Consider the following 23,348-nt stretch of genomic DNA (forward strand, 5'->3'; position numbering starts at 1 on the left):
CAGCCCTCAATAATAAAAATAGCGAATAAAATGAAAGAACAGTGGCGCGGTGTAGATTAGAGAGTCAAGCCGGTCGAGAATGCCGCCATGACCGGGGAGTAATTTGCCTGAATCTTTCACCCCAAGATCTCGTTTAACCGCCGACATCACCACATCACCGCAAAATCCGGTAAAACCAATCAGTAATCCGGTCAACAGTGAGAAAGTAAAGTTCATCGGGGTTAATAAAGGCCCCAAAATCCCCGCTAAAAGCATGGTCGTTGCCACACCACCCAATAAACCCGCCAACGTCTTATTTGGACTAACTCTCGGAGTAACTTTAATGCGGCCTAATGACTTTCCCCATAAGTATTGAGCAATATCATTGAGTTCAGTTAGCGCCACCAAGAAGACCACTAACAGTGCTCCTTGCCCACCAATGCCGCCAGGCAAGACCATCAAAAATGCCACATGACTTAGAGCAAAAACTGTGGTCATCAAGCCCCAATGCATGTTCGCCGCCGCATGCAGGAAGCCCTTGGTATCACCAATCAGCACCATACGCACCGGCAGGAATAAAAAGGCATAGATCGGAATAAAAATAACGAACATGCCGTACCAGCCCATGCCAATCCATAAATAATGAATAGGGATAGCGAGATACATCCATAGCAGAGGAATATTGTCAGAACGGCGGGTTGAAATAAGTGTCAGGAACTCTTTGAGGGCCAGAAAACTAATGAAGCCAAAGATAACCAACGACAGCCATTTCGGGCTAACCATCGCCACAGCAAAAACAATGATGATCAGCCACCAACTAGTGATGCGTTGGCGTAATTCCAACCAGTCCTTTTGCGGATAGCGCCATATCAATACCAGCATAATGGCACTGGCAAGTGCCAAGAGAGCAAAAATAACGGACAAGCTGATAGCAAGCGTTGTGTTCATATTATGCCTCTGGCTTTAGCGCGGCCCGGCAGCGATTCACGCAGGTCCACAGCAATAACAGCGATGCAAAAGCAAATAACCACCCGGAATACGCCAATGACCCCGGCCATACGGCAATAGCCAACCCATAAGCCCCGAACAACAATGCACGGTCGCTTTTCCCCATCGGCCCCTGATACCCCCTTGGCCGCTCCAAGGTTTGCGCCATCACGCCACAAAACTCACTCAGTAAGGCTAAAAACACTGCCAATATGACCAGTTCTGGGCGAGCCAAAGGCAGTAAAGCGAATGGCAGATATAACGCAATATCGGAGACAACGTCGCCGATTTCATTCAATAAAGCCCCCAATGACGACTGTTGGTTAAATTCCCGAGCCAGCATGCCGTCGATGGCATTCAGTGCCATGCGGATAAACAAAAACACTGGCAGTAGGGCAAATATTATCCGCGAGGGATATAACATCATTAAGCAGCCAACCCCCAATGAAGCTATCAGGGTAAATGATGTGACCTGATTAGCTGTAATCCCTCGCTGATATAACCAAACCAAACACGGGCGCAACAGCGCCTGAAATCGCGGTTTAATATCATAAAGCGTCATAAATGCACCTGTGTATTAACGCTGAAATAATCAGCCATTGTCTGGTGAGGAGGGATTCGAATTATTCCGCACCAAATGATGCTAGAAAGGTATCATTTGTGGGCAAAGAGACCAATAAAAAATGAGACAAAAAGGGATCTACTTTATTGATTTATAGGAATTTTCTTGGTTATTCATTTAGAAAACACCCGAAGACTATCACCGTAAAAACGGATCAAAAAAGATGTTTATTTTTGAATATTCAGGATGTTAAGGCTGCAATGTCTGCTCACCAGTCATGACGGTACCGAAGTCATCCAGCACGGAGTAAAACACCTTCATTCCGGTGGTGACAGCTCCTTTTGTCTGCTCCAGCACAAAACTGTCCTGTCCTTTGGGGTCTATCATGCCGTTTTCGGGTATCACAGTGGCCACCGCCTGATTTTTATCTCGCCCCAACGATATTTCGAGCAACGTCTGATGGAAAGGTGTGGGGTTACTCACAAGCACGGATGATTTATTCCCTTGTTTTATCAAGCGAAAATTCAGTTTATCCTGAATATTGACCGTACTTATACCTTGTAATTGTGCTGGTCGATAGAATAATTTGATGCGCGTTCTGAATGCCATTTGCATCTGACTCGTCGCGTTGTTATTCACCTTTTGCGGAACTTCCAGCACATTCAACCAAAATACCGATTCGCGATCACTGGGCAGAGGTGCCCCGCTGCCAGTAAACAACACTCTCAGGCGTTGCGAACGTTTGCCATCCAGACGCAAAATGGGCGGCGCAACAATAAAAGGTGTTGTGATTTTCTCAGGTGCCGCTTCACTTTCCCCGGTATCAACCCATATCTGTAACAACACTGGAGAGCGACCTTCATTGACCACTCTTAGTGTCGCCTCTTTATCTTTCGCATTGACTATCAAACGCGTTACGCCCAGATAGATCTCGGCCTGTGCTATCGGAGTTTGAATTAATAGGACCATGATACTCGTCAGCATCAAGCCCCTTAATCCTCTACTTTTCAGGCGTAAACCCCAACAATTAAAAGCTGACATAGAGGCCCTACTTATAATTCAGCGTAAAAGTGATGTTGCTATTAGCACTGCCTGCGCCCACGGTGCTACCGGTTTGAAACAGCCCTGCTTGCAAGGGCACGGTGTAGTTGGCCTTTAATGTAGCATCGTAATTATCCAGCAGGTAAACCGTCCCAAATGTCACCGGCGCGCCATTTCCACGCAGTAACTGGATACCCACGCCACTGGCGGTGGAGCTGGCATTCGGTGCCACGACACCATTCGTGGCATCAAGCACTTGCGTGGTCGCGGCGAAGCTATATCCAATGCTGGCTAACCCTGCTGGACATTGGTTGAACGCCAGATTAAATACTTTCCGCCCCGCAATGGACCCCATGCCATTAAAATCACGCACTGAAGCCTCCGGCAAGTTGACCGTCACATTAGGGGTGGTGCACGTGCCACCATTGGCTATGATTGAACTGCCAGATTTAAATTGAGTGATCATATACGTGAGATCGCCCGGCGCAGGCGTACCGTTATTATAGGTTTGTACATGGCGCATGTAGGTTGGGTCAAACAACGGGATCGCACCATTGGTCAGTGTGTTGGCAGTTTTAACGAAACGTATCTGAACATCTAACCCTAGATAGAACTTAACCCCCGCATTGTAATTGATGGCAATCGACTCAGGGTGTGTCTGCTGCCCCCCGGTAGCAATGGTCAGTGGCTGCCAATTGGTAGTTTTACCGTTCAACGTGAAACGCCAACGGGCAATATATCCCAAGCCTGCTTTGCCAGAATTATAAACAGTATAAGTTTGTCCATCGGTACTGATGCTGCTATCAACCACATAAGGTGGGTAGCCTTGCACACTAAAGGTTATTGGCTGTTGGTAGTTACTGTTTGGCGTACAATTCCAAGCAGTCGAATTATTTGAATTGATCCAAGGGCCAATCACACTGCCCACAACACTGTCTTTGCCTATTTCCAAAGACGTGGTATCGAAATACTGATAATAGCCGCTGTTACGCGCACAGCTAGCATAGCTCCCCTCAGCACTGGCGACTCCGGCATAAACCAGCAGTAATAGCCCCCCCAAGAGCCGATATTTCTCTCTGATAATCCCAGTACCGAGTGCCGATAAAAAGTGTAAAACATCACGTCGCATCATTATCGTATCCCTGTATTCCGATAGGCGTTTATTTGCATATCACCGCCAACTGCCGGAATTCACCCTGAGCCACTGTGCTGCCGGGTAATTGATAATCAAAACCACAGCTTTCACCCACACCTTCACCCCAAACCACACGTAAGTGGCCGGCTTGCTCATTGACCCGAACCAGCGCTTGTCCGCCTTGAGCGATATAGCCAACGCCGATACCTTGAGCATCTTTGACTTCCGCACCAAACGGCAGTGGCGTGTTATCCGCCAGATGCCCGGTCAACAAAATTGAATAACCGCTTGAGGTCTCAAATTTCAACAACGCCACCGCACCTGCGGTTGGAGCCACTCGTTGACTGGTTGTTTTAAACTCCACATCGGCAGATAAACCTTTTGGATCAATCTCGACATCATTTTGCCGGTAAGGACTTAAATAAGGCACAACCGCCCGACCACGGCTATCAAGGCGCATGCCGGAATAGTTAGTTACCCGTGCTCCCACCGCATCGGGTGCCTCAACAATCCCAACGGTATCCCCCAGAGATGACGCAAACACCACACCTCCGCGGTAAGCAACCACACCACCAGAAAGGCTTGCACTAACCTGATCGTAATCATGACTTTTTGAATAACTGCCGCCAATTGTCGCTTTAGGAGCCAACCAATTCCCATTCACACCCAGAGTGTTATAGCTGCCATTCTCATCAGTATGATTATTCGCGACCGAAACCCCATAGTTGAATTGATTATCACTGCCCGCAGAACCTGAAACCCCGGTTTGTACTGAACTACTTTCACGCGTACTGGTGTAACTGGTGCTCAAACGCGAGGCTCCACTACGGGTTCCCAGTGGAATAGAGAAAGAGACACTTAATTGGTTATCCCATTCCCCACTCGACATATTACGCAAACGGTTAAGGGCTACGTTATAGCTCAGTGACTTATAGCTATTATTATAGCCGAGCTGAAAACTCATATCGCGCCGCTGCCCGCCCCAATAATCCTGTGCATTGGCGTTGGCATAAAATGAACCATAGCCTTCAGGTAAACCTTGGGTAATGCTGACTTGCGCCTGATTACGACGGCGATATTTAAAACTGTCATCATAGTCTGTGCTATCGGTTGGCAAGCCTGAATTGATGGTTCTTCTGCTCACCTCACCATGTTGTAAATAGTCGCGCATTCGCATGGCTTCTGACGGTGTGTAAAAACCGTCGCTGGAATAGTGATAACTGGCAATGGTCAGGCTGGTATTGGTTTCCGGTAACGAATTGGCATAGGTTATCCCCAGACTCTGACCATTCTGGTCACTTTCACCGGGCAATCGGGTTTGTGCTTGCGTCACACTAAACGCCAGCGCGCCTACCGGAGTATTGAATGCCAACCCAGCAGACGCGGAGAGATAGCCTTCAGCCGCAACAACGCCACCATTGCCGGTGATTAAATTAGATAAACCGTGGCGTAACGTCCCCATAAATAGAGTTGGGGTTTCTGCCATCGAATTGTCACGATACTCGCCGGCCATCAAGGAATAGCGTGTGGTTCCCGGACGCAGCAATTCGGCAATTGAGGCAAATGGAACAGTAAAAGACTGTTCACTACCATCAGCTTCGGTGATAGTCACACTTAAATTGCCACCCTGCCCGGTGGGGTAGAGATCATCGATGGCAAACGGTCCTGGAGGAACCGTGGTCTCATAAATAGATTGACCCTGTTGGCGTACGACCACTCGGGCATTGGTTCGGGCAATACCTCGCACTACCGGCGCATAGCCACGCTGAGAGTCTGCAAACATACGGTCATCCGAGGCGAGCTCAATACCGCGATAGCTGATGCTGTCAAACACTTGACCATCCGTGTTTGAATCACCAATCGTCATTTTGCTGTGTAAGGAAGGCACCGCACGCTCTGCATAAGTGGCCAGATTCTGATAATCAAACCCCTGACTGTCACTACGATTTAATGCACTTCGATAATACAAACGCCAACTTTGCCAATTAAAACCGCCCAACAACCCAAGATATTGGTATGTCTGGCTGCTGATATCAGTTTGATTACTGCGATAGGCGGTATAGTCATATCTTAAGGTTGCCGCAGTGACACCATCATCCCAATATTTAGGATTAACATAGCCACGAGCCTGGCGGATTAAAAAGGCTTGAGGAACTTGAATATCCAGACGCTGTGTATTCTCATCAAAAATAGCATTGCCCCCCTCCAAAATCGTGCTCAGTGAAGAGCAAGCGCCGGTGGTTTCTAGCTGCTTTAGAACATCTGATGACACTGCGCTGGTATCAATCCCTAATTCATCAAATAATGTTAAGTCATAACACGGAGAGGCAACTTTCGATTCTGGTGACGGTAATTCGAAACGCACGGACTGACGACCAATCCATTGCTCATTTAAGTAGATATCAATGCTGCGCTCACCAGGAGCTACGGGGTTACCTTCACTGTAACGAGCAGCATCGACAGAGAAACGGAGGAAAGAATCACTAAATTCAACATGCTCAGGATCTTCCGCTACAGCGGATAGGCTAAATAGCACACCACCCAAGCTATAAATAGCAAGAGATAATACCGATAGATATTTCGGGCGCTCGCGTTTTTGATAACACATGTAATAACTAAGCATTATGTCGAGGCCATTAAATGAGTGCGTACCCTGAATGGGAAAAAGTAAATATTAATTGTATTTATGTTTTATAATTCTACTGCACCAACTTTTGCGTACTCTGCGTTTCGCCGCCTTGATCATTGATAATAGAATAAAACACTTGTGTCGTATTATTAATCGATCCTTGAGCTGTCATTGGCAAACTCAGTTCAGCAAAAGGTACCACCATTTTATTATTTATTTTACTCAAGTTAGCCAGAACTGGGCTGTCTTTTGAAGCACGTAACTCAATTTTTCTAAAGGTAATGTAATACGGTGACGCATTTTTTATTACCAGCTGATTGCCCTTTTTAGAGAAGGTCAAATGCTTAATCGCTTGTTCTGATGGCATCGTTAATTCTGCCGGGCGATAAAACAATTTAATTCTGGTACGAAAAGCCAATTGCAGCTTGTTATCCTCACCGGTAGCGCTTTTGGTAGGTTTCGGTGGAATTTCTAACAAATTAAACCAAAAGAGAGTTTCCCGATCTGCCGCTAATCCACTGCCTGTACGAAACAGACGAATGGTCTGATCCCGTTTAGGATCTAAACGTATTACAGGGGGGGTAACACTAAAAGGTACCTTGATTGTCTCGGGGCGTGCATTCGCATCGCCATTATCAATCCAGGCTTGAAGAAGAACTGGCATATTACCGGTATTGGAAACCTGAACCACAGCCTCACGCTGTTTTTCATTGTAAATAACACGCGTACCTTTGATGATCACTTCAGCATGAGCCGCTGTTGCGGTTATCAATGATGTGACAAGAGCAAATGCCATGAAAAGTGTTTTACGCATAAAGTTTCCAATTATAGAGCGAATGAAACAGGGAGCATTAAGCTCCCATGTTGTCGCTGAAAACGTTGGAAATAAACACCAATTCGCCTTCAGCTCCGCTATGCCACAAGCTTTAATTAGTCATAAACAATAGTATAGTCAACTTGCGTCGTTACTGTACCTGCGTTAACTGATGCGTTGTTAGCATAATACTGTGCGTAATAGGTTAATGTTGCACCACCACCAGTAATATCCTCGACCACACTACCCTGACCGGAACTTCCGACCACAATGGGTGAGATACCTTTGTCTAATAAACGAACCTGAACACCGGTTGATGTACCATTACTGTTCAAACGGCCTGTCGCGGTGTCCACCAAAGCACCCGGTTCAAAATAAGCATAGGCATTACTCATTGATGCTCCAGTACAACTAGACAACACAATATTGAAAGGTGTCGTACCAGCAACAGAGTTAATAGAGCTCAATGCACTTGCAGAAATAGTAGGCAATATTACTGTTCCATCGTTGGTGCCATTATTGACAGAAACGCCACAAGTGGTGTCAGTGATTTGACCATTAATAGTAATAGTACCGTCGGCTGCAAAAGCAGATTGTGCAATAAACACACCAGCGATAGCAGCAATTAATACGTTGCTAGTTTTAATTTTCATGTATGTTTCCCCGTGACTTTAAATATATTTATACCGATAGGTTTAATTAGGATTTATATCATAATTAATGAAGTCCGATTTCGTTATGACCATTATTTCATCATTTTAGATATTGTCAATTAAGCTAAAAATTCAGAATCATTACTATTTGGTTAAATAATAGGAATCGTCAGCGGATGTAAAAGAAGGAGGGAATTCACCTGTGAGAAATATCCTTATATGTGTAGGAATAATCATACAGGAAATGAGAAATTCAGAAAGTCATCGATTTATAAAATCGAATAAGCATCAAACAAAAAAACAATATAAAACAGCGTAGTAGGATTTTTCTTATATATGGCAACAATAAAGTCACTAAAAAACAGTCAATTTTGCGCCACGTCAAGAAAAAACCAAGTGAGAATTTATCAAAAAATGACATTTACACATTATTTACGTTCTAAAAGTGAAAAATATTTTCACTAGAGAAAAGTTGCATCATTTTTAACATTAATAGTGATAAAAAAAAACAAAAAACCTCATATTATACAAGTGCTAAAAGGGAATCATTATCAGTTCGCTTCGCTAGCCTGACGATCTGTAGCTTTTTGAGCGCTGCCATCATAGTGATTAAGTCTAGATCAATCGAGCACTATTTAGGGGGGAATACTTTTGATAATGAAAAACCAACGTCTTTATTTAAAATAGTGCCTGTACTTTCGTAGGTAATAAAAATTCAAGCCACCGATACTCTGCTCAGTGGCCTGATATTATTTGCAAGTAAGTTGCTAACACTCAACCGATATCAACCTTGGCGCCTAATATACGAGCCAGCCCTTGAGCACCTTCACGCATGACGCGGTCATGATTCCAGCGAAATAATGGTGCCGCAATGGGGGCTAGATAATTCATCCAGCGTGTATTTGTTCTAATTTGCCAGTCGTAACGGACTATAGTATTTGTACCATCATAAAATAATGTCCACAGCCCTATCCCTTCAACCTCACCACTGGCCTGCCCCTCCAATAAGTGCAAAGGACTAATCGTGATGACATGAATATCAAACGTGATTCGGTAGGGCAAAACACCTTTCCAAGTATAGCGATGCAGCGCACCGATACCCTGTATATCACCTTTTTCTATCTCAGTGACCTGTTCCAAACTTTTCCACCAATCTGGCCACCTATCGGGGTGGTAAAGGACATCCCATACAACTTGAAGCGGGGCATTAACTCGCCAGAGAGTAGAAAACTGATACTCAGCCATACTGAACTCCGTACTAAGGGATAAAAAAATGCGCAGGAAAATGTACGTTGACTACCATGGCATCCATCACGACGGTTTCCAGTAGTTGGTCATCGGCATCATAGCTGATCACTTTGACTGGAAAACCTTGGCTGTTTTCCAACCAAATATCATAGCGATGTACATTCTCTATGGTGGCTCTTGCAGAACCAATGACCGATAAATGCAAAACAGATTGTTGTGCTAACTTCTCTTCGCCGACAATGATGGTGTGGCCATCTTGTTGTAAGCTATTAATATTGTGCAACAATCTACCTATATCAGACTGATCAACCCGGTGGCCGCTTTTATCACGTATCAAGCTATTGCTCGGTAAAAGGCTCAGAACAGGCAGCGTCCCTACGCCAAATGGCCATAAACGCACTTTACCGCTGTCTGGGTTATAAACTAATGTTGCGCCGCTGTGGGGTTCAGCAAAATCCATACGAACGTATCCCGGCTTAAGGTAGCTGTAACGAATTGCCGTTGAGTCGCCCGATGCAGACTGAGAGTGCACCCTGACTTGATAGGACTGAATCTGCTCAAAATGGTGTTGCGCCGCTACGATAGGGTCAGTTTTACGCCCATCGGCGTGCACAACAGGCATTAGCATCAATACCGCCGTCGATATCATGATTGACACTCTTAAGCCACGAATGGTTTTCTCCTGCATTTTTAACAAGTAAAATGAATCTCAACTTGCTCCCATATTTAAATATATACCTAATATCAGAAAGCCTTATGCCTACCTGATTAACAGGCTTTGTGTGATAAGGATCGCTGAAATTTTTTTCTATAAGTGCTTGAATAATTGAAGAGCGCTGGAGGATTTTCCCTTTCTAAAAGGCTATGTTCGGGGCACCCCATTCAGCCGCTTAGGTATCTCTCCATGAAACGGTTGCGTTTATGCCCCTTTTTACGGCATGTTTACAACAACACCTCTCTGCTTTAGACGTTCAAATTATCACTTTGTGAGCAACCTGATGATTAAGTGGCTGTGGAAAGCAAATCAACCGCAAGCGGAGATGCTTGCACAGTGGCGTGAAGCGCTGGATATTCCCCTGCTGGCACCTTTAAATGAGCAGGAACAACAGCGGTTGGTCTCTGTTGCGAGTCATTTGTTGCAACAAAAACGGCTGGTCCCCTTACAAGGGTTGGTATTAACCTCATTAATGCAAGCTCGTCTGACACTATTATTCGCCTTGCCCGTGATGGAATTAGGCGCAAAGTGGTTGGATGGCTTTCATGAAGTGTTGATTTATCCATCCCCCTTTGTGGTTGATGAAGACTGGCAAGATGATGTTGGTTTGGTGCATACGGGCCAAACAGTGCAGTCTGGTCAGAGTTGGGAGCAAGGTCCTATTGTTCTGAATTGGCAAGATATTCAGGATTCATTCGATTTATCCGGTTTTAATCTTGTTATCCACGAAGCAGCGCATAAACTGGATATGCGCAACGGCGGCAATGCCAATGGTGTCCCTCCGATTGCTATGCGTGATGTTGCCGCATGGGAATATGATTTGCATCGCGCGATGGACAATATTCAAGATGAGATTGACATGGTGGGCGTCGATGCTGCCAGCATGGATGCATATGCCGCCAGTGATCCGGCGGAGTGTTTTGCGGTATTGTCAGAATATTTTTTCAGTGCACCAGAGTTATTGGAAAGCCGCTTCCCTGCTGTTTATCAGCATTTCTGTGCTTTCTATCGTCAAGATCCTCTTACCCGATTAAAACGTTGGGAAAATAACCAATAAGGCCCAAAAGATTTCAATCTGCGGCGTGTCACCAACACGGCAATAACGTGAAAGATACCGAGCATTTGTTCAGATGCTGAGCAGTCAGCCCAAATACACCAATTTAGCGTTGACAGTATCAGGCATGCTAGATATCATGCGCCCCGTTCACACGATTCCTCTGTAGTTCAGTCGGTAGAACGGCGGACTGTTAATCCGTATGTCACTGGTTCGAGTCCAGTCAGAGGAGCCATATTAGAAAAGCCCGCTTAAGGAAACTTAAGCGGGCTTTTTGCTATTTCATTACCGGGTTTCTTTCCTGACTGCGATAACAGAGCGTAAAAACTACAACGCATAAAAAATCAATGCTGCAATACCGCCAAATAATAGCCATTTAATCAAATAATAAATTCTACGGTTCCAGGCTTTTAGCCGCTTCCCCACTTTACGCACCGCATAGATATATTTAAATGCCTTATTAACCCCTCCAGTGCGATCCCCTTCTTCATTGGGTGCAGTGGCGGCTGTCATTAGGTTTCTCCCCACCCAGTGGTTAACCCATTGCGCCCAACGATAGCGCATTGGTCGCTCAATATCGCAAAACAAAATCAGCCGGTTCTGCCCACTCTCGTTCTCTGCATAATGGATATAGGTCTCATCAAACAATATTCCTTCGCCATCGCGCCAACTGTAGAGCGTACCATCCACATCAATAAAGCAGCGATCGTCATTCGGTGTCATTAACCCCAAGTGGTAACGTAAGGAACCGGCATAGGGATCTCGGTGACGAGGTAGACGGCTGCCATCAGGCAGTTCGGCAAACATCGCGGCTTTCACCGACGGTAACTCTCGTAATAATGAAGTGGTATAGGGGCACAACGTCATTGCCGATGGATGGCTATCTTCATACCATTTTAAATAAAATCGTTTCCAACCCGTTTTAAAAAAAGAATTAAAACCTGCATCATTATATTTATCCGATGCTTTTATTTGTTGGATATCCATTAATGCCTTTCCCTCCTCCCTAATTTTTAACCAATTCTCGCGTAAAACAGCGAGTTCAGGGAAAAGATCCTGCTTCAGATAAGGTGTTGTCGGTACTCGAGAAAATAAGTACATGAAGACATTGATTGGTGAAACAAATGTCGAATGGTCTGAAAGTTGACGCCAAAACTTATAACGAACTTTCCCGCGAAAATGGACATAGGTTACACATAAGATAACAACCAATAACACTATATATTTCATGATGTCCTATCAATAAATATGGCTGGTAGCTAAATATTTAGTCTATCCCTATCAAATTTTCCAATTTAAAAAGATTACAACTTATTATAGGGGTGCTAACATCAAGATTAGTAAGCAATAAATGTTTGAACATCACTATCATTGAGTACAAAACATCCCGTAAAACGACGCCCTTCAGGGAATTCATCACTCAATTGCCGTAATAACTGTAACTCAAAACGGCCAGTATCCAGCGAATAGCTCAGTAGCCGTGCATCAAGAAAATCAAAATAACGTCCTAACTGTGGGAAAATAGCTTTAAATAAGCTCTCTTTAGCAGAGAAAGCTAACGTTAATAATTTTTCGAAGGGAAATGGATCCTTTTGAAAATGGTGATATTCATCTTCACTAAGAATACCCGGCCACAGATTTTTGGCTCTTTCGGCAGGAATTAAACTTTCAATATCCAAACCAATACCATGATGGTGTGAATTTGACTCTGAGGCGTCAACCCGCGGCGTAATAACTTGTGCAGTACATAAAGCGCGTTGGTTATTATGGCTAATACTGCCAATTAACCCCACTGGCCACTGTGGCGCACGGTCTATTCCATTTGTCAGCAAAAAGTCACGCACTTCCAGCATATTCAGCACTTGTCGAGCGACAAAGCGCCCAGCCAGATATTCTGCTCTGCGCTTAACAACCGCTTTTTGTAAGCTACCAGGAAACGCAATGCCATATACGGCAAAAAGTTCATCCCTATATTCATTGACATCAAAATCACATTTCGCCAAAAGCCCGTGAAACAGTGGCTGCCCATTCAAACCGCTAGCTGGCAGTGCGGCAAAGGTAAAGTTACGGATAAATACCGACGTCACACATAATCCTAATCATATTGATTCATAGACTTTTATAGTAGTTGTTAACCCACGTCGCCACAATATCTGCACCTCGTTCTTTTGGCAGGAAACGTTATCAGTAACATGCCCTCTCTTCTGATAGCTTGCCAAGTCACGTCCTGGCACAGGATCTTGTTGGGTTTTACCCCTTCATGAAATGCCACTTCACAATTATTGAAACGCGGTTCCTGACATTTCTTTTTCTGTGATAATGGTCAATTTAATAGCGAATATAAACCGCTAGGTTGAATGACATAGGGATAAAGGAATAACCCTTTTATATACATTGATATAACGATTCCACTATTAGAAATGATGCCTTTTTATCTATTTTTATACCCAAAGTAATTGAAGTTGCAGATAAACAGTACTGCAGCGACAAGTAGGATGGGTATAGTGACTTCTGGAGACGACCGAATGAAATTCCCTAAGCCTTTGCCAACACTATGCCTGGCTATTTCTGCCATCTTATTTAGCCAAATGGCCTCAGCACAACAAATTAAAGCCGCCGATGTTCACCCTAAAGATTATCCCAATGTTGTCGCCGTTAAAAATATGGGGGACAAGCTTAAAGCTGCAACTGATGGGCGCTTGGAAATCAAAACTTTCCCTGGGGGCGTGTTAGGTGATGAAAAACAAATGATCGAACAGGCACAAATGGGGGCTATTGATATTATTCGTGTATCCATGACACCTGTTGCCTCTATTTTGCCAGAGATCAGTGTCTTTACCCTGCCTTATATGTTCCGCGACGAAGATCACTTACATAAAGTCCTTGATGGCAAGATTGGTCAAGAAATTGGGGACAAAATTACTAACAACAAAGATTCAAAATTGGTGTTCCTTGGCTGGATGGATGCCGGGACTCGTAACCTGATAACCAAGCAACCAGTCGTTAAGCCGGAAGACCTTAAAGGCATGAAAATTCGTGTTCAGGGGAGTCCAATTGCATTGGCAACGTTAAAAGCAATGGGCGCAAACTCCCTGAGCATGGGGGTGAGTGAAGTGTTCAGCGGTATGCAAACTGGCGTTATTGACGGCACCGAAAATAACGAGCCAACTTTTGTTGCCCATAATTACCTGCCGGTCGTTAAAAACTACACGTTGAGTGGTCATTTTATTATTCCCGAATTGTTCCTTTATTCTAAAACCAAGTGGGATAAGTTATCGCCCGAAGATCAGCAAACGATTTTAAAACTGGCTAAAGAAGTACAGGCTGAACAGCGCGTATTGTGGCAAGCCTACGTCCAGCAGTCACATGACAAAATGAAAGCTGGCGGTGTGCAATATCATGAGATTGATCATGATTATTATTACAAAGCCACCCAGCCAGTCCGCGATGAGTTTGGCAAAGATTATCAAGACCTCATAAAACAAATCAGCGCTGTCGAATAACACTATTCTGGCGGTATTAATTATTTAATGTCGCTGACATATATACCCTTTGTTCTTGATGCTGCGGCACCAAGGGCAAAGGGTGAACTGAGGTCTCCGCTATGGCTCGCTTTTATCTATCAACGATGGATGTTTTGTATCGCCTGTCAATCTGGGTAGCTGGTATTGCTTTAATAATCATGGTTGCGGTTATTCCTATAGGAATATTCGCCCGTTATGTTCTCAATGATGGCTTATCTTGGCCTGAACCCGTCGCTATTTTGTGCATGGTCACGTTTACGTTTGTGGGCGCAGCGGCCAGTTATCGCTCCGGTTCACATATTGCTGTCAGCATGGTCACTGACCGTCTTTCAGAGGCGGGTAAAAAAGTCTGCTTGATATTGGTTGATTTGCTGATGACAGCAATAAGCCTATTTATCTTTGTTTACAGCTACATTTTGTGCAGTGAGCTTTGGTCACAACCGGTGGCTGAATTTCCATTACTGACGGCTGGGCAAACTTATATTCCTCTGCCTATCGGCTCCGCAATTACGCTGTGCTTTATTATCGAGCGCCTGTTTTTTGGCCCGCAGACCCACCGCCCGGTCGTCATGATTGGCAATTCATAATTTGGGGACTTTTGCCTTATGGATGCATTTATTTTAGTTTTTACTCTGGCAATTTTGTTAGCCATTGGCGTCCCGGTTGCCTATGCCGTGGGGTTGAGCGCCATTGCTGGCGCATTTTGGATTGATTTGCCACTCGAAGCGGTCATGATCCAAATTACCAGTGGTGTAAACAAATTTTCGTTATTGGCTATCCCATTCTTTATTTTGGCTGGCGCCATTATGGCCGAAGGTGGGATCGCGCGACGCTTGGTAAGTTTTGCCTATATCTTTGTTGGTTTTATTCGCGGCGGCCTATCACTGGTGAATATTGTTGCCTCAACATTCTTTGGCGCAATTTCAGGGTCATCGGTTGCAGATACAGCTTCAATCGGCTCAGTCATGATCCCGGAAATGGATAAAAAAGGTTATCCGCGTGATTTTGCTGCCGCCGTGACAGCCAGTGGCTCGGTGCAAGCCATATTGACGCCTCCTAGCCATAACTCCGTGATTTACTCACTGGCAACTGGCGGTACGGTTTCTATCGCGGCACTGTTTATTGCCGGTATTTTGCCGGGCCTGCTGCTCAGTTTCACCTTGATGCTGATGTGCGTCGGCTTCGCCTATAAGCGCGGTTACCCCAAAGGTGAGCGGGTACCCTTCCGCCAAGCGCTCAAAATATTCGTGGATACTCTGTGGGGGCTGATGACCGTCGTCATCATCATGGGCGGCATCCTTTCTGGGATATTTACCGCGACAGAATCCGCCGCTATTGCCTGTTTATGGTCGTTTTTTGTCACCATGTTTATCTATCGTGATTACAAATGGTCAGAATTGCCAAAACTGATGTACCGCACAGTAAAAACCGTCACTATCGTAATGATTTTGATCGGTTTTGCGGCCAGTTTCGGTGCCATTATGACCTATATGCAATTACCGGAACGCATCACTGATTTCTTTACCTCAGTTTCAGATAACAAATACGTCATTCTGATGTGCATCAATATTATGTTGCTGCTGATTGGCACCCTAATGGACATGGCACCACTGATTTTGATCCTGACGCCAGTCTTGATGCCGGTCACGAACTCATTAGGTATTGATCCGGTGCATTTCGGTATGATTATGCTGATTAATCTGGGTATTGGCCTGATTACACCACCGGTCGGATCAGTGTTGTTTGTTGCCAGTGCGGTGAGTAAACAGAAAATCGAGCAAGTGGTGAAAGCAATGCTGCCGTTTTACGGCGCGCTGCTTCTGGTGCTAATGTTGGTCACCTATATTCCAGAAATTTCGCTGTGGTTGCCAAGAGTCTTTGGCGTTCATAACGGCTGATAACGCAATAATTGAAGGCGGGCCGCTAATTGGCCCGCCGTATAATGATTAAAAAATAACCTTCAACTCAATACCATAGACTCATGATTGGCCACCCCACCAGCAGCAGCATGGCGATGTAGAACACCCCCATGATGCCCCCCAGCCGCCAGTAATCTTTCGATTTCACATAGCCACAACCATAGATAATCACCCCAGGGCCGGTGGCGTAAGGTGTAAGAACCCCCATGATCCCAATGGAGAGCACTAGCAGCATGGATAAATGCTCCATCGGCACCCCACTCAACCCTTTACCTACCGCCAAAATGACCGGCAGCATAGTCGCCGTATGGGCCGACAAGCTGGCGAACAGGTAGTGAGAGAAATAGAAAACCAATACCAATGCCACTACCGTCATATTGGGTGAGAATCCATCAAGATGGGTACTCATAGTGGTAGCAAACCAATCAATAAAGCCAGAACGAGTCAACCCATTAGCCATCACAACCAACGTAGCCAGATTGACTAATGTGTTCCAAGCACTGGAGTATTTGGTGATATCCCGCCATGACACTACATGCAGAGCCAACATCAAGGATACCGCCAACAAGCCAACTGCGGTCGCATCAATGAACTTGCCGCCAAATACCCATAAACACAAACTCAGCAGCACCAAGCCAATCAGGATGCCTTCCTTTCGAGTCAGCCCTCCCATCTCAGTGAGTGCCGTTTGCGCCCATGCTGATACTTCATCACTTTTGGTGACGCCGGGTTTATACAGTACATACGAGAGCCAAGGTGCGACGATCAGCAAAATTAGCCCCACGGGCAGGAATGCCAAAAACCACTGCATCCAACCGATATGGACACCAGCAATTTTATTCACAAACTCAATACCCAGCACGTTAGGCGCCGCGCCAGTCACAAACATGGAGGAACTGATGCTGGTCCCAATCACCATCATCCACATCAGATAGCCGCCGATACGCCGTGAAGACGGATCATTGGGGAAAGAATCAAACAGAGGGGGCAAGTTTTTCACAACCGGAAATACTGTGCCCCCAGTACGCGCGGTATTTGACGGTGTGAATGGCGCTAACAGAATATCAATTATAACAATGGCATAACCCAGTGTTAGCGTGCGTTTACCCATGAATTTCACCATGAACAACGCAATCCGACGCCCCAGACCGGTGGCCTCATAGCCGAGCGCAAAAATAAATGCCCCGAAGACGAGCCAGACGGTGGTACTGGAGAATCCGGCTAGCCCCCATTTCAGTGACTCTTTGCCCCCGTTAAAGCTGGCATCAGCCACTTCAGCGGCACTGAATAGCACCCAGTCAGAGCTCAACACGCAAATCGTCACCGCGATAAAACTTATTGCGGTGGCCGGAATGGGTTCTAAAATCATCCCAACAATCATGGCGACAAAAATCGCAAAATAGCGCCAAGCTTGTGATGGCATCCCTTCTGGGGTTGGGATCAATAGCAGAATGGCTAACACCACAAAAGGCGCGAGCGCTTTCCATAACTTCTCTTGCGACTTCAACATAGAGGTACTCCTATAGCACCATTATTATTTTGGGGAGGGAGTGGATGAGGAAACTGCGCCAGAAACCAAGTCAGGATCAGCAGATCAGCACTGCCGCCAGGGCTGAGGTTGCGGGCGATACATTGGGCGTCAAATATTCGCACCCGCCACAGGCTGAGAGGCTCACGCATCCCTGCCGGTGAGAGTGAAGACAGAATCTCGTTCGCCTGGTGTTGTAGCCATTGCAACCCCGCCATACCGCCACGGGAAACCACATTGGTATCTCGATTGACAGACATCAAAATCAGCAAGGTATGCAATAAGGCGTGGTCGGGTTGCGCACCCTTTGCGAGTAAACGCTGGTACGCGGGTAAAGCGTGGGTTAGCACGGTGGCGAAACCGGATTCAGCCTCACCACGCGCGCCCGTCAAACCATGATGGTAATACAGGCGCTGGCCTGCAGTTTGCTGTGGATTAGATTGCCGCAGTTCGCGCTCAGTCAGCCCACAACATAAATTGGCCACTTCCTGACAAATGGCTTCAGCATTTATAGGTTCAATACGTGCTTTTAGCCGGCCAAGAGCACAACAGACTAACCCCAGAGAAAAAACACTGCCTTTATGGGTATTAACACCTCCGGTGGCATTGAACATACTGTTTTCACAGGCCTTTCCTAATGGCCGCAAACCGTTAAGTGCCATCTGCCCGTGCACATCACAGTGATGGATGCCATGTTCTATAAAGCGTGGCAGCCACGGTGCTATTGCATCGGCACTGTGATAAAAATCGAGCAGCGCCATATCCTTATGTGCACCACAGTTAATACGATCCACCAAGCCGGGTTTCGGGGTCAGGTTGACTTCCGCCAGCATCGCCTGATAAGCCAGTGACCCATAATGTTTTATGAAATCAGGCTGTTGCGTAAAATCCGGTATTGCAGCAAGGCCAGACCAAAGCAGCGGCTGTTGAGCCACAGAGTCATCAGTGCGTTGTCGTTGCGGCATTAAGCATCAACTCCATCTGAGCCAGTAGTTCATCAATACTGTGGGTTTGCGCCCGAGCACAGACATTGGCCGGGCGGTGGCATAGCAAACAGCGACGGGGAGCTAGACCCACATCGCGGCGTGATAAAATTCGCCCTGACGCATCCAGCACATCGATATCCCATAACCTGCCCTGCGGGTGCTTTAGCTCGAGTAACAGCGCGGCATCTTTGACCTGTTCAGCCGGTAAATCGACCGCAATCAGCCCCTCACAACCGGTTGGCAGTGGGAAAACTTCTTGCTGTAACACTGGCCAATTTTGCTGTTCACTCAGTGCAGTAATGGCTTGCCACGCCAAAGCAAAGAGTTTGCGTGTCAAAGGGTTATCTTTTACGGCACCGGGAGCCACCAAGGTCAATGAAATCAACGCAACCTGATGGCGCGCCAGCCAGACCTGTTGTCGTGTCTGGCGGGACTCACGGCTGGTTAGCAACTCCGGTAAACTAATAGGCCGGTTGGCGGCTAATGCGGGGGACGGTGTGTTCATCGTCTACTCCTGTATCTGATGAACAACGTCAATCACAGAACCATCGCGATAGCGCACCACTGCGACGACACGATCCGTGAATTTGATAGGTTTTGGCGCACCAGTAAGAATCAATGCGCGTTGATAGAGCCAGTCAATCGTCACTACTGGCAATCCGGCTTGTTGTAAGCGTTCTGCCAGTTCTGGCCGTGCTGGATTCACCGCTATACCGTGATCGGTCACTAAAATGTCAATACTGGAACCCGGTGTCACGCAGGTTGTCACTTCACTGACCAGTGTGGGAATACGCCCGCGCACCAACGGGGCTACAATGATCGACAACCGAGCCGCTACTGCCGTATCACAATGACCACCAGAAGCCCCGCGTAATACACCGTCTGAGCCAGTCAGCACATTGACGTTGAAACCGGTATCAATTTCCAGCGCACTGAGTACCACGACATCCAAGCGATCAACGGATGCCCCCTTTGAACTGAAATTGGCATATTGGTTTGCACTGATTTCAATATGGCGTGGATTACGCGCCAGTGAGGAAGCGGCTTGTTTATCAAAACTTTGTACATCGAGCAGTTTGGTAATTAGCCCTTTTTCGTGCAGCTCCACCATCGTTGAGGTGATACCACCAAGCGCAAATGCAGCAGTAATGTTGCGCCGCAGCATTTTGTCTTCAAGGAATCGGGTTACCGCCAGCGATGCCCCGCCGGTGCCGGTTTGCAAAGAGAACCCGTCGACAAAATAGCCAGACCCCGCAATCACATCAGCCGCACGACGAGCAATCAATAATTCGCGCGGGTTGGAGGTCATCCGGGTAGTATCCGCGCCAATCTTGTCGGCATCTCCCACCTGTTCCACTTGAACAATCAAATCAACTTGATCTTGCGTGATGCTGGCTGGGTGATGGGGGTAAGCCACCAACGCTTCTGTCAGCAATACCACCCGGTCAGCGTATTCGGCATCCACACGGGCATAGCCCAAAGAACCACAGCAAGCATTACCGCTGAAACCATTTGTATTGCCAAACTCGTCACAAGCCGGGACACCAATAAAGGCGACATCAATAGACAGCTCGCCCGACTCAATTAAGTTCACGCGACCGCCGTGAGAATGCACCTGAACCGGTTTGGCCAATAACCCGCGTGAAATCTCCTCGGCCAAGGGCCCGCGCATACCGGAGGTATATATCTCACTGACGACACCATTACGGATATGCTCAACCAGTGGTGAGTGGCAATCGCTTAGAGAACTAGAAGCCAAACGCAGGTTTTTAAATCCCATAGTGGCAATGGCATTCATCACCAGATTTAAGGTCAAATCACCGGCCCGGAAAGCATGATGAAAGGAGATAGTCATGCCATCTTGCAGTCCGGAACGACGAATGGCGTTTTCTAAAGAATCACAAATCTTGAGATTACGGGGCTTTTGCGCCTGTAAATTTGCTTTCGACGTATTTTGGTACAGGCGATATGCCGGGCTGTTATCCTGACAATGACTGACGCTTTCTACTCGTTGTTGCCTATTCATCTCTTATTCCTCACGCAGACCGCTGACCGCACGTTGTAAAACCAACCGCGCCCGTTCAATCACCGGGCTATCGACCATCTTGCCGTTGAGGGACACCACACCTCGTCCTTCAGCTTCCGCCGCGGCGGCGGCATCAACCACCGCCTGTGCGTGACGGACTTCTTTTTCAGTCGGGGCATAGAGGTTGTGTAACAGTTCGATTTGGCGCGGGTTGATCAGCGATTTGCCATCAAAACCCAATTGTTTGATAAGGGCCGCTTCCTGCAAGAACCCAGCTTCGTTATTGGCATCGGAATACACCGTATCGAAGGCCTGAATCCCGACAGCGCGGGCGGCCTGCAAGATTGAACAACGCGCAAACAGTAGTTCGATGCCCTCTGGTGAGCGCTCGGTACGCAAGTTGCGAACATAATCTTCGGCCCCCAAGGCAATCCCCATTAACCGCGGTGATGCCTGCGCAATGGCCAACGCCTGAGTAATCCCCTGAGCGGACTCAATAGCGGCTAACAAACCGGTACTCCCCTCTTCGCGGCCACACTCCACCTCGATACGACTAATTTCTCGCGCCATATCTTCCACATCTTTGGCATTGTCCGTTTTGGGCAAACGGACAATATCGGCCCCTCCGCGTACCACCGCCTCCAGATCCGCCAGACCATAGGCAGAGTCCAAAGCATTGACTCGAACGATGGTTTCCACGTCCTGATAAAGTGGGTGTTGCAAAGCGTGATAGACCAAACGGCGGGCGGCGTCTTTTTCGCGCAGGATGACTGAGTCTTCCAAGTCAAACATCAAGGCATCAGCCTGATAAATAAAAGCATTACTGACCATGGCAGCATTAGCGCCGGGAACAAATAACATGCTGCGGCGCATTCTGTTTTTCAGTTCAGGTTTCACAGCGAAGCTCTCCATGGCAGAATTTTTTCATCACAGGCTCTAAGCAGTGCGGTTTCCAGCCGTGCCTGCAAAACACAATCCAGTGCACCTTTATCGTCAATAATCAGTTGCACTCCGGTGATCTGGTACTGCTCCAGCAACGCCAAAACGCTGTAACGAATGGCCTCGCCAAACTGCTTATCCACACTGCTGTGAATTTGTAGGTCGATTTCGGGTGGATTCAATGGCGCGATGCGCACCATGACGTCGCTCGACTCCAATGTTCCGGCGACGGCTTCTCTCATAATTTTCATTTTTCACCTGATTAACTTGTCTTCAAATTCGTGGTGTCTGACTAACTCATCAGTCCCTATCTTTGCGCCCTGCTTTCATCGAAATATCTAATCAACTGAATTTAATCGACTAAAACAGGGCTGAATGCTTTGCTGGCGTGGCGATTTTCTCTGCGTTAACCGCCTTTTGCGCACGCTGGGCCAGTAGCCGTTGCAAATACTGGCAAGTGGCGGGCGGCACGAGTTTACGAATAGTTTCACCGTCTCCCTGTGCCAATAACTTGCGCACCCAAGAGGCAGAAATAGCGGTGTTGTGGTATTTAAGGCGCTCAATTTCCACCAGTGATATTGGGGGATAAGGCAGTGATGGCGTTTCAAGCCAGAAGCTCATGTCATGGTTATATTTAGCGGTCACGGTGCAAAATGGCTCGGTCCCCACAAAGCGGTGAGTCACACCCAGTGCTGGTGCTAAATATTGACGGAATATTTTCAGATCAATTTCGGTATAGCAGTCATCTGCCACGCCTTGATCTTTAATGAAATAACACGGGAAAGTGGCACGGGAGATCATATATTCCGAACCGGGATGCACCGTGAGATTGGCAATATCCTGCGTCCCTTCAAGCACTAATTGCAGCCGGTCTTCATAAGGGAAACGTGAATTATCTTCCTTGACCAAAAATAGGTGGAGCCAATCACACTGCGCCGCGGCTTGTCGCACTAAATATTGGTGTCCACGGGTAAAAGGGTTGGCATTCATTACGATGCTGCCAATTTTTTGCCCTGGTTGGCGTAATTGGCTCAATTGTTTGGCGTAGCGCTGCAAGCGGCAGTCACTATTTTCCATTAATACGACAATACCGGGAACACTGGCGATAGGATAAAAACCACAGGCTTTAAATAAGCTCTCATTTTTGGTTTTGGTATAAATAAACAGATGGCTGTGATGGCGTTCATAAGCCAAATTGACCAACTCAGTAGCCAATGTTAGAGCTAATCCTTCGCCTCTGACTTGCTCACTGATCGCCACACATTTGATAATATTGCCAGCTATACCACCACAGGCCACCAACTTTTCATTACGGCTTACGGTAATAAAAACCTCGACGGTGGTATCTATATTTAAATCATTAGCCCGCAAGAACCGCGTTATTTCTGCAATCCTCTGATGGTCTGAACGATTAATTCGATTAAATACCGTATCCATAAGTCACTCTCTGCCATAACGTTTACATAACAAATAAAGAACAAGTTAATAGATTGAAAAATAAAATAATATAAACTCACCCTTCAAATAATAAATTCACATAAAAACAACAATATAAAATAAATTTAAACCAATTTAGTTTTTATTTGAATTAATTTTCGAGCACATGCTA

Annotated in this window: 22 protein-coding genes and 1 tRNA gene; 5 read left to right on the top strand and 18 right to left on the bottom strand. The window is 46.5% G+C overall.

The annotated features are described in order from the left end of the window. Positions 1–6 precede the first annotated feature (6 nt). The 9 genes from ACIOG0_RS13655 to ACIOG0_RS13695 all read right to left on the bottom strand — a co-directional run bounded on the left by ACIOG0_RS13655 (position 7) and on the right by ACIOG0_RS13695 (position 9,676). On the bottom strand, positions 7–927 hold the full coding sequence (locus ACIOG0_RS13655; protein ID WP_050295508.1) for a phosphatidate cytidylyltransferase: 921 nt from the start codon (positions 925–927) through the stop codon (positions 7–9). 1 nt (position 928) lies between these two features. After that, on the bottom strand, positions 929–1,528 hold the full coding sequence (locus ACIOG0_RS13660; RefSeq protein ID WP_050140786.1) for a CDP-alcohol phosphatidyltransferase family protein: 600 nt from the start codon (positions 1,526–1,528) through the stop codon (positions 929–931). Positions 1,529–1,777: 249 nt separating this feature from the next. Continuing rightward, positions 1,778–2,512 (bottom strand): molecular chaperone, encoded by a 735-nt coding sequence (locus ACIOG0_RS13665; protein ID WP_164908322.1) that lies wholly within the window; start codon positions 2,510–2,512, stop codon positions 1,778–1,780. Positions 2,513–2,576: 64 nt separating this feature from the next. Further along, positions 2,577–3,701, bottom strand: a complete 1,125-nt coding sequence (locus ACIOG0_RS13670; protein WP_128451045.1) for a fimbrial protein — start codon at positions 3,699–3,701, stop codon at positions 2,577–2,579. A 28-nt stretch (positions 3,702–3,729) separates the two neighbouring features. After that, positions 3,730–6,327 carry a fimbria/pilus outer membrane usher protein gene (locus ACIOG0_RS13675; RefSeq protein WP_050295504.1) on the bottom strand — a complete coding sequence of 866 codons (2,598 nt, stop codon included), beginning with the start codon at positions 6,325–6,327 and terminating at the stop codon, positions 3,730–3,732. Positions 6,328–6,403: 76 nt separating this feature from the next. After that, complete coding sequence (locus tag ACIOG0_RS13680; protein WP_128451046.1) at positions 6,404–7,147, bottom strand: molecular chaperone; 744 nt, start codon at positions 7,145–7,147, stop codon at positions 6,404–6,406. Positions 7,148–7,263: 116 nt separating this feature from the next. Then, positions 7,264–7,800, bottom strand: coding sequence for a fimbrial protein (locus ACIOG0_RS13685; protein ID WP_050098401.1), 537 nt, complete (start codon positions 7,798–7,800; stop codon positions 7,264–7,266). Positions 7,801–8,574: 774 nt separating this feature from the next. After that, positions 8,575–9,045 (bottom strand): SRPBCC family protein, encoded by a 471-nt coding sequence (locus ACIOG0_RS13690; RefSeq protein WP_050295502.1) that lies wholly within the window; start codon positions 9,043–9,045, stop codon positions 8,575–8,577. Positions 9,046–9,058: 13 nt separating this feature from the next. Further along, positions 9,059–9,676, bottom strand: a complete 618-nt coding sequence (locus ACIOG0_RS13695; RefSeq protein WP_128451047.1) for a DUF1571 domain-containing protein — start codon at positions 9,674–9,676, stop codon at positions 9,059–9,061. 370 nt (positions 9,677–10,046) lie between these two features. Here ACIOG0_RS13695 and mtfA point away from each other — a divergent pair, with 370 nt between their 5' ends. Together mtfA and ACIOG0_RS13705 are read left to right on the top strand one after the other, a co-directional pair. Next, a complete protein-coding gene (gene mtfA, locus ACIOG0_RS13700; protein ID WP_050098403.1) occupies positions 10,047–10,820 on the top strand; it encodes a DgsA anti-repressor MtfA in 774 nt (257 codons plus the stop codon). 156 nt (positions 10,821–10,976) lie between these two features. Then, a tRNA-Asn gene (locus tag ACIOG0_RS13705) sits at positions 10,977–11,052 on the top strand. Positions 11,053–11,144: 92 nt separating this feature from the next. On the opposite strand, the gene lpxO is transcribed toward ACIOG0_RS13705, so the two are convergent. After that, on the bottom strand, positions 11,145–12,047 hold the full coding sequence (gene lpxO / locus ACIOG0_RS13710) for a lipid A hydroxylase LpxO (RefSeq protein ID WP_050295501.1): 903 nt from the start codon (positions 12,045–12,047) through the stop codon (positions 11,145–11,147). Positions 12,048–12,154: 107 nt separating this feature from the next. Then, the gene (locus ACIOG0_RS13715) at positions 12,155–12,904 is read right to left on the bottom strand and encodes a 4'-phosphopantetheinyl transferase (protein WP_050140780.1); all 750 of its coding nucleotides are present in this window, start codon (positions 12,902–12,904) and stop codon (positions 12,155–12,157) included. Between the two features lie 438 nt (positions 12,905–13,342). On the opposite strand from ACIOG0_RS13715, the gene ACIOG0_RS13720 reads away from it, so the two are divergent. The 3 genes from ACIOG0_RS13720 (at position 13,343) to ACIOG0_RS13730 (ending at position 16,239) form a co-directional block, all read left to right on the top strand. Beyond that, on the top strand, positions 13,343–14,320 hold the full coding sequence (locus ACIOG0_RS13720; RefSeq protein WP_050101845.1) for a TRAP transporter substrate-binding protein: 978 nt from the start codon (positions 13,343–13,345) through the stop codon (positions 14,318–14,320). A 101-nt stretch (positions 14,321–14,421) separates the two neighbouring features. Continuing rightward, positions 14,422–14,928, top strand: a complete 507-nt coding sequence (locus tag ACIOG0_RS13725; RefSeq protein WP_050101847.1) for a TRAP transporter small permease — start codon at positions 14,422–14,424, stop codon at positions 14,926–14,928. An 18-nt stretch (positions 14,929–14,946) separates the two neighbouring features. Further along, positions 14,947–16,239: a TRAP transporter large permease gene (locus tag ACIOG0_RS13730; protein ID WP_050101849.1), complete on the top strand. Its 1,293-nt coding sequence runs from the start codon at positions 14,947–14,949 to the stop codon at positions 16,237–16,239. A 67-nt stretch (positions 16,240–16,306) separates the two neighbouring features. Here the strand turns inward: ACIOG0_RS13730 and ACIOG0_RS13735 are convergent, their stop codons facing one another. From ACIOG0_RS13735 to citC, 7 genes are all read right to left on the bottom strand, one after another. Then, entirely contained in the window at positions 16,307–17,770 is a 1,464-nt protein-coding gene (locus ACIOG0_RS13735; RefSeq protein ID WP_145582005.1) for an anion permease, read from the bottom strand. Continuing rightward, a complete protein-coding gene (gene citG, locus ACIOG0_RS13740) occupies positions 17,764–18,753 on the bottom strand; it encodes a triphosphoribosyl-dephospho-CoA synthase CitG (protein WP_128451049.1) in 990 nt (329 codons plus the stop codon). The genes ACIOG0_RS13735 and citG overlap by 7 nt, the downstream gene beginning before the upstream one ends. Further along, entirely contained in the window at positions 18,731–19,279 is a 549-nt protein-coding gene (gene citX, locus ACIOG0_RS13745) for a citrate lyase holo-[acyl-carrier protein] synthase (protein WP_050101852.1), read from the bottom strand. Before citX ends, citG begins: the two co-directional genes overlap by 23 nt. Positions 19,280–19,282: 3 nt before the next feature. After that, entirely contained in the window at positions 19,283–20,800 is a 1,518-nt protein-coding gene (gene citF, locus ACIOG0_RS13750) for a citrate lyase subunit alpha (protein ID WP_050101854.1), read from the bottom strand. A 3-nt stretch (positions 20,801–20,803) separates the two neighbouring features. After that, the gene (locus ACIOG0_RS13755) at positions 20,804–21,673 is read right to left on the bottom strand and encodes an aldolase/citrate lyase family protein (RefSeq protein ID WP_404705052.1); all 870 of its coding nucleotides are present in this window, start codon (positions 21,671–21,673) and stop codon (positions 20,804–20,806) included. Between the two features lie 20 nt (positions 21,674–21,693). Further along, a complete protein-coding gene (gene citD / locus ACIOG0_RS13760; RefSeq protein ID WP_050101858.1) occupies positions 21,694–21,990 on the bottom strand; it encodes a citrate lyase acyl carrier protein in 297 nt (98 codons plus the stop codon). A gap of 109 nt (positions 21,991–22,099) precedes the next feature. Beyond that, positions 22,100–23,176: a [citrate (pro-3S)-lyase] ligase gene (gene citC / locus ACIOG0_RS13765; RefSeq protein WP_050101859.1), complete on the bottom strand. Its 1,077-nt coding sequence runs from the start codon at positions 23,174–23,176 to the stop codon at positions 22,100–22,102. Positions 23,177–23,348 lie beyond the last annotated feature (172 nt).

The organism is Yersinia vastinensis, assembly GCF_044905075.1.
Lineage (GTDB): Bacteria > Pseudomonadota > Gammaproteobacteria > Enterobacterales > Enterobacteriaceae > Yersinia > Yersinia vastinensis.

Coding starts and splice junctions, on each gene's coding strand:
- ACIOG0_RS13680 (WP_128451046.1), bottom strand. CDS start 7,147: ATGCGTAAAACACTTTTCATGGCATTTGCTCTTGTCACATCATTGATA.
- citG (WP_128451049.1), bottom strand. CDS start 18,753: ATGCCGCAACGACAACGCACTGATGACTCTGTGGCTCAACAGCCGCTG.
- citX (WP_050101852.1), bottom strand. CDS start 19,279: ATGAACACACCGTCCCCCGCATTAGCCGCCAACCGGCCTATTAGTTTA.
- citD (WP_050101858.1), bottom strand. CDS start 21,990: ATGAAAATTATGAGAGAAGCCGTCGCCGGAACATTGGAGTCGAGCGAC.
- ACIOG0_RS13730 (WP_050101849.1), top strand. CDS start 14,947: ATGGATGCATTTATTTTAGTTTTTACTCTGGCAATTTTGTTAGCCATT.
- ACIOG0_RS13735 (WP_145582005.1), bottom strand. CDS start 17,770: ATGTTGAAGTCGCAAGAGAAGTTATGGAAAGCGCTCGCGCCTTTTGTG.
- ACIOG0_RS13655 (WP_050295508.1), bottom strand. CDS start 927: ATGAACACAACGCTTGCTATCAGCTTGTCCGTTATTTTTGCTCTCTTG.
- ACIOG0_RS13670 (WP_128451045.1), bottom strand. CDS start 3,701: ATGATGCGACGTGATGTTTTACACTTTTTATCGGCACTCGGTACTGGG.
- ACIOG0_RS13660 (WP_050140786.1), bottom strand. CDS start 1,528: ATGACGCTTTATGATATTAAACCGCGATTTCAGGCGCTGTTGCGCCCG.
- mtfA (WP_050098403.1), top strand. CDS start 10,047: ATGATTAAGTGGCTGTGGAAAGCAAATCAACCGCAAGCGGAGATGCTT.
- ACIOG0_RS13755 (WP_404705052.1), bottom strand. CDS start 21,673: ATGCGCCGCAGCATGTTATTTGTTCCCGGCGCTAATGCTGCCATGGTC.
- ACIOG0_RS13695 (WP_128451047.1), bottom strand. CDS start 9,676: ATGCTAATGCCTGTTGTGCACGCCGATGGGCGTAAAACTGACCCTATC.
- ACIOG0_RS13675 (WP_050295504.1), bottom strand. CDS start 6,327: ATGCTTAGTTATTACATGTGTTATCAAAAACGCGAGCGCCCGAAATAT.
- ACIOG0_RS13690 (WP_050295502.1), bottom strand. CDS start 9,045: ATGGCTGAGTATCAGTTTTCTACTCTCTGGCGAGTTAATGCCCCGCTT.
- ACIOG0_RS13685 (WP_050098401.1), bottom strand. CDS start 7,800: ATGAAAATTAAAACTAGCAACGTATTAATTGCTGCTATCGCTGGTGTG.
- citC (WP_050101859.1), bottom strand. CDS start 23,176: ATGGATACGGTATTTAATCGAATTAATCGTTCAGACCATCAGAGGATT.
- ACIOG0_RS13665 (WP_164908322.1), bottom strand. CDS start 2,512: ATGCTGACGAGTATCATGGTCCTATTAATTCAAACTCCGATAGCACAG.
- ACIOG0_RS13725 (WP_050101847.1), top strand. CDS start 14,422: ATGGCTCGCTTTTATCTATCAACGATGGATGTTTTGTATCGCCTGTCA.
- lpxO (WP_050295501.1), bottom strand. CDS start 12,047: ATGAAATATATAGTGTTATTGGTTGTTATCTTATGTGTAACCTATGTC.
- ACIOG0_RS13720 (WP_050101845.1), top strand. CDS start 13,343: ATGAAATTCCCTAAGCCTTTGCCAACACTATGCCTGGCTATTTCTGCC.
- citF (WP_050101854.1), bottom strand. CDS start 20,800: ATGAATAGGCAACAACGAGTAGAAAGCGTCAGTCATTGTCAGGATAAC.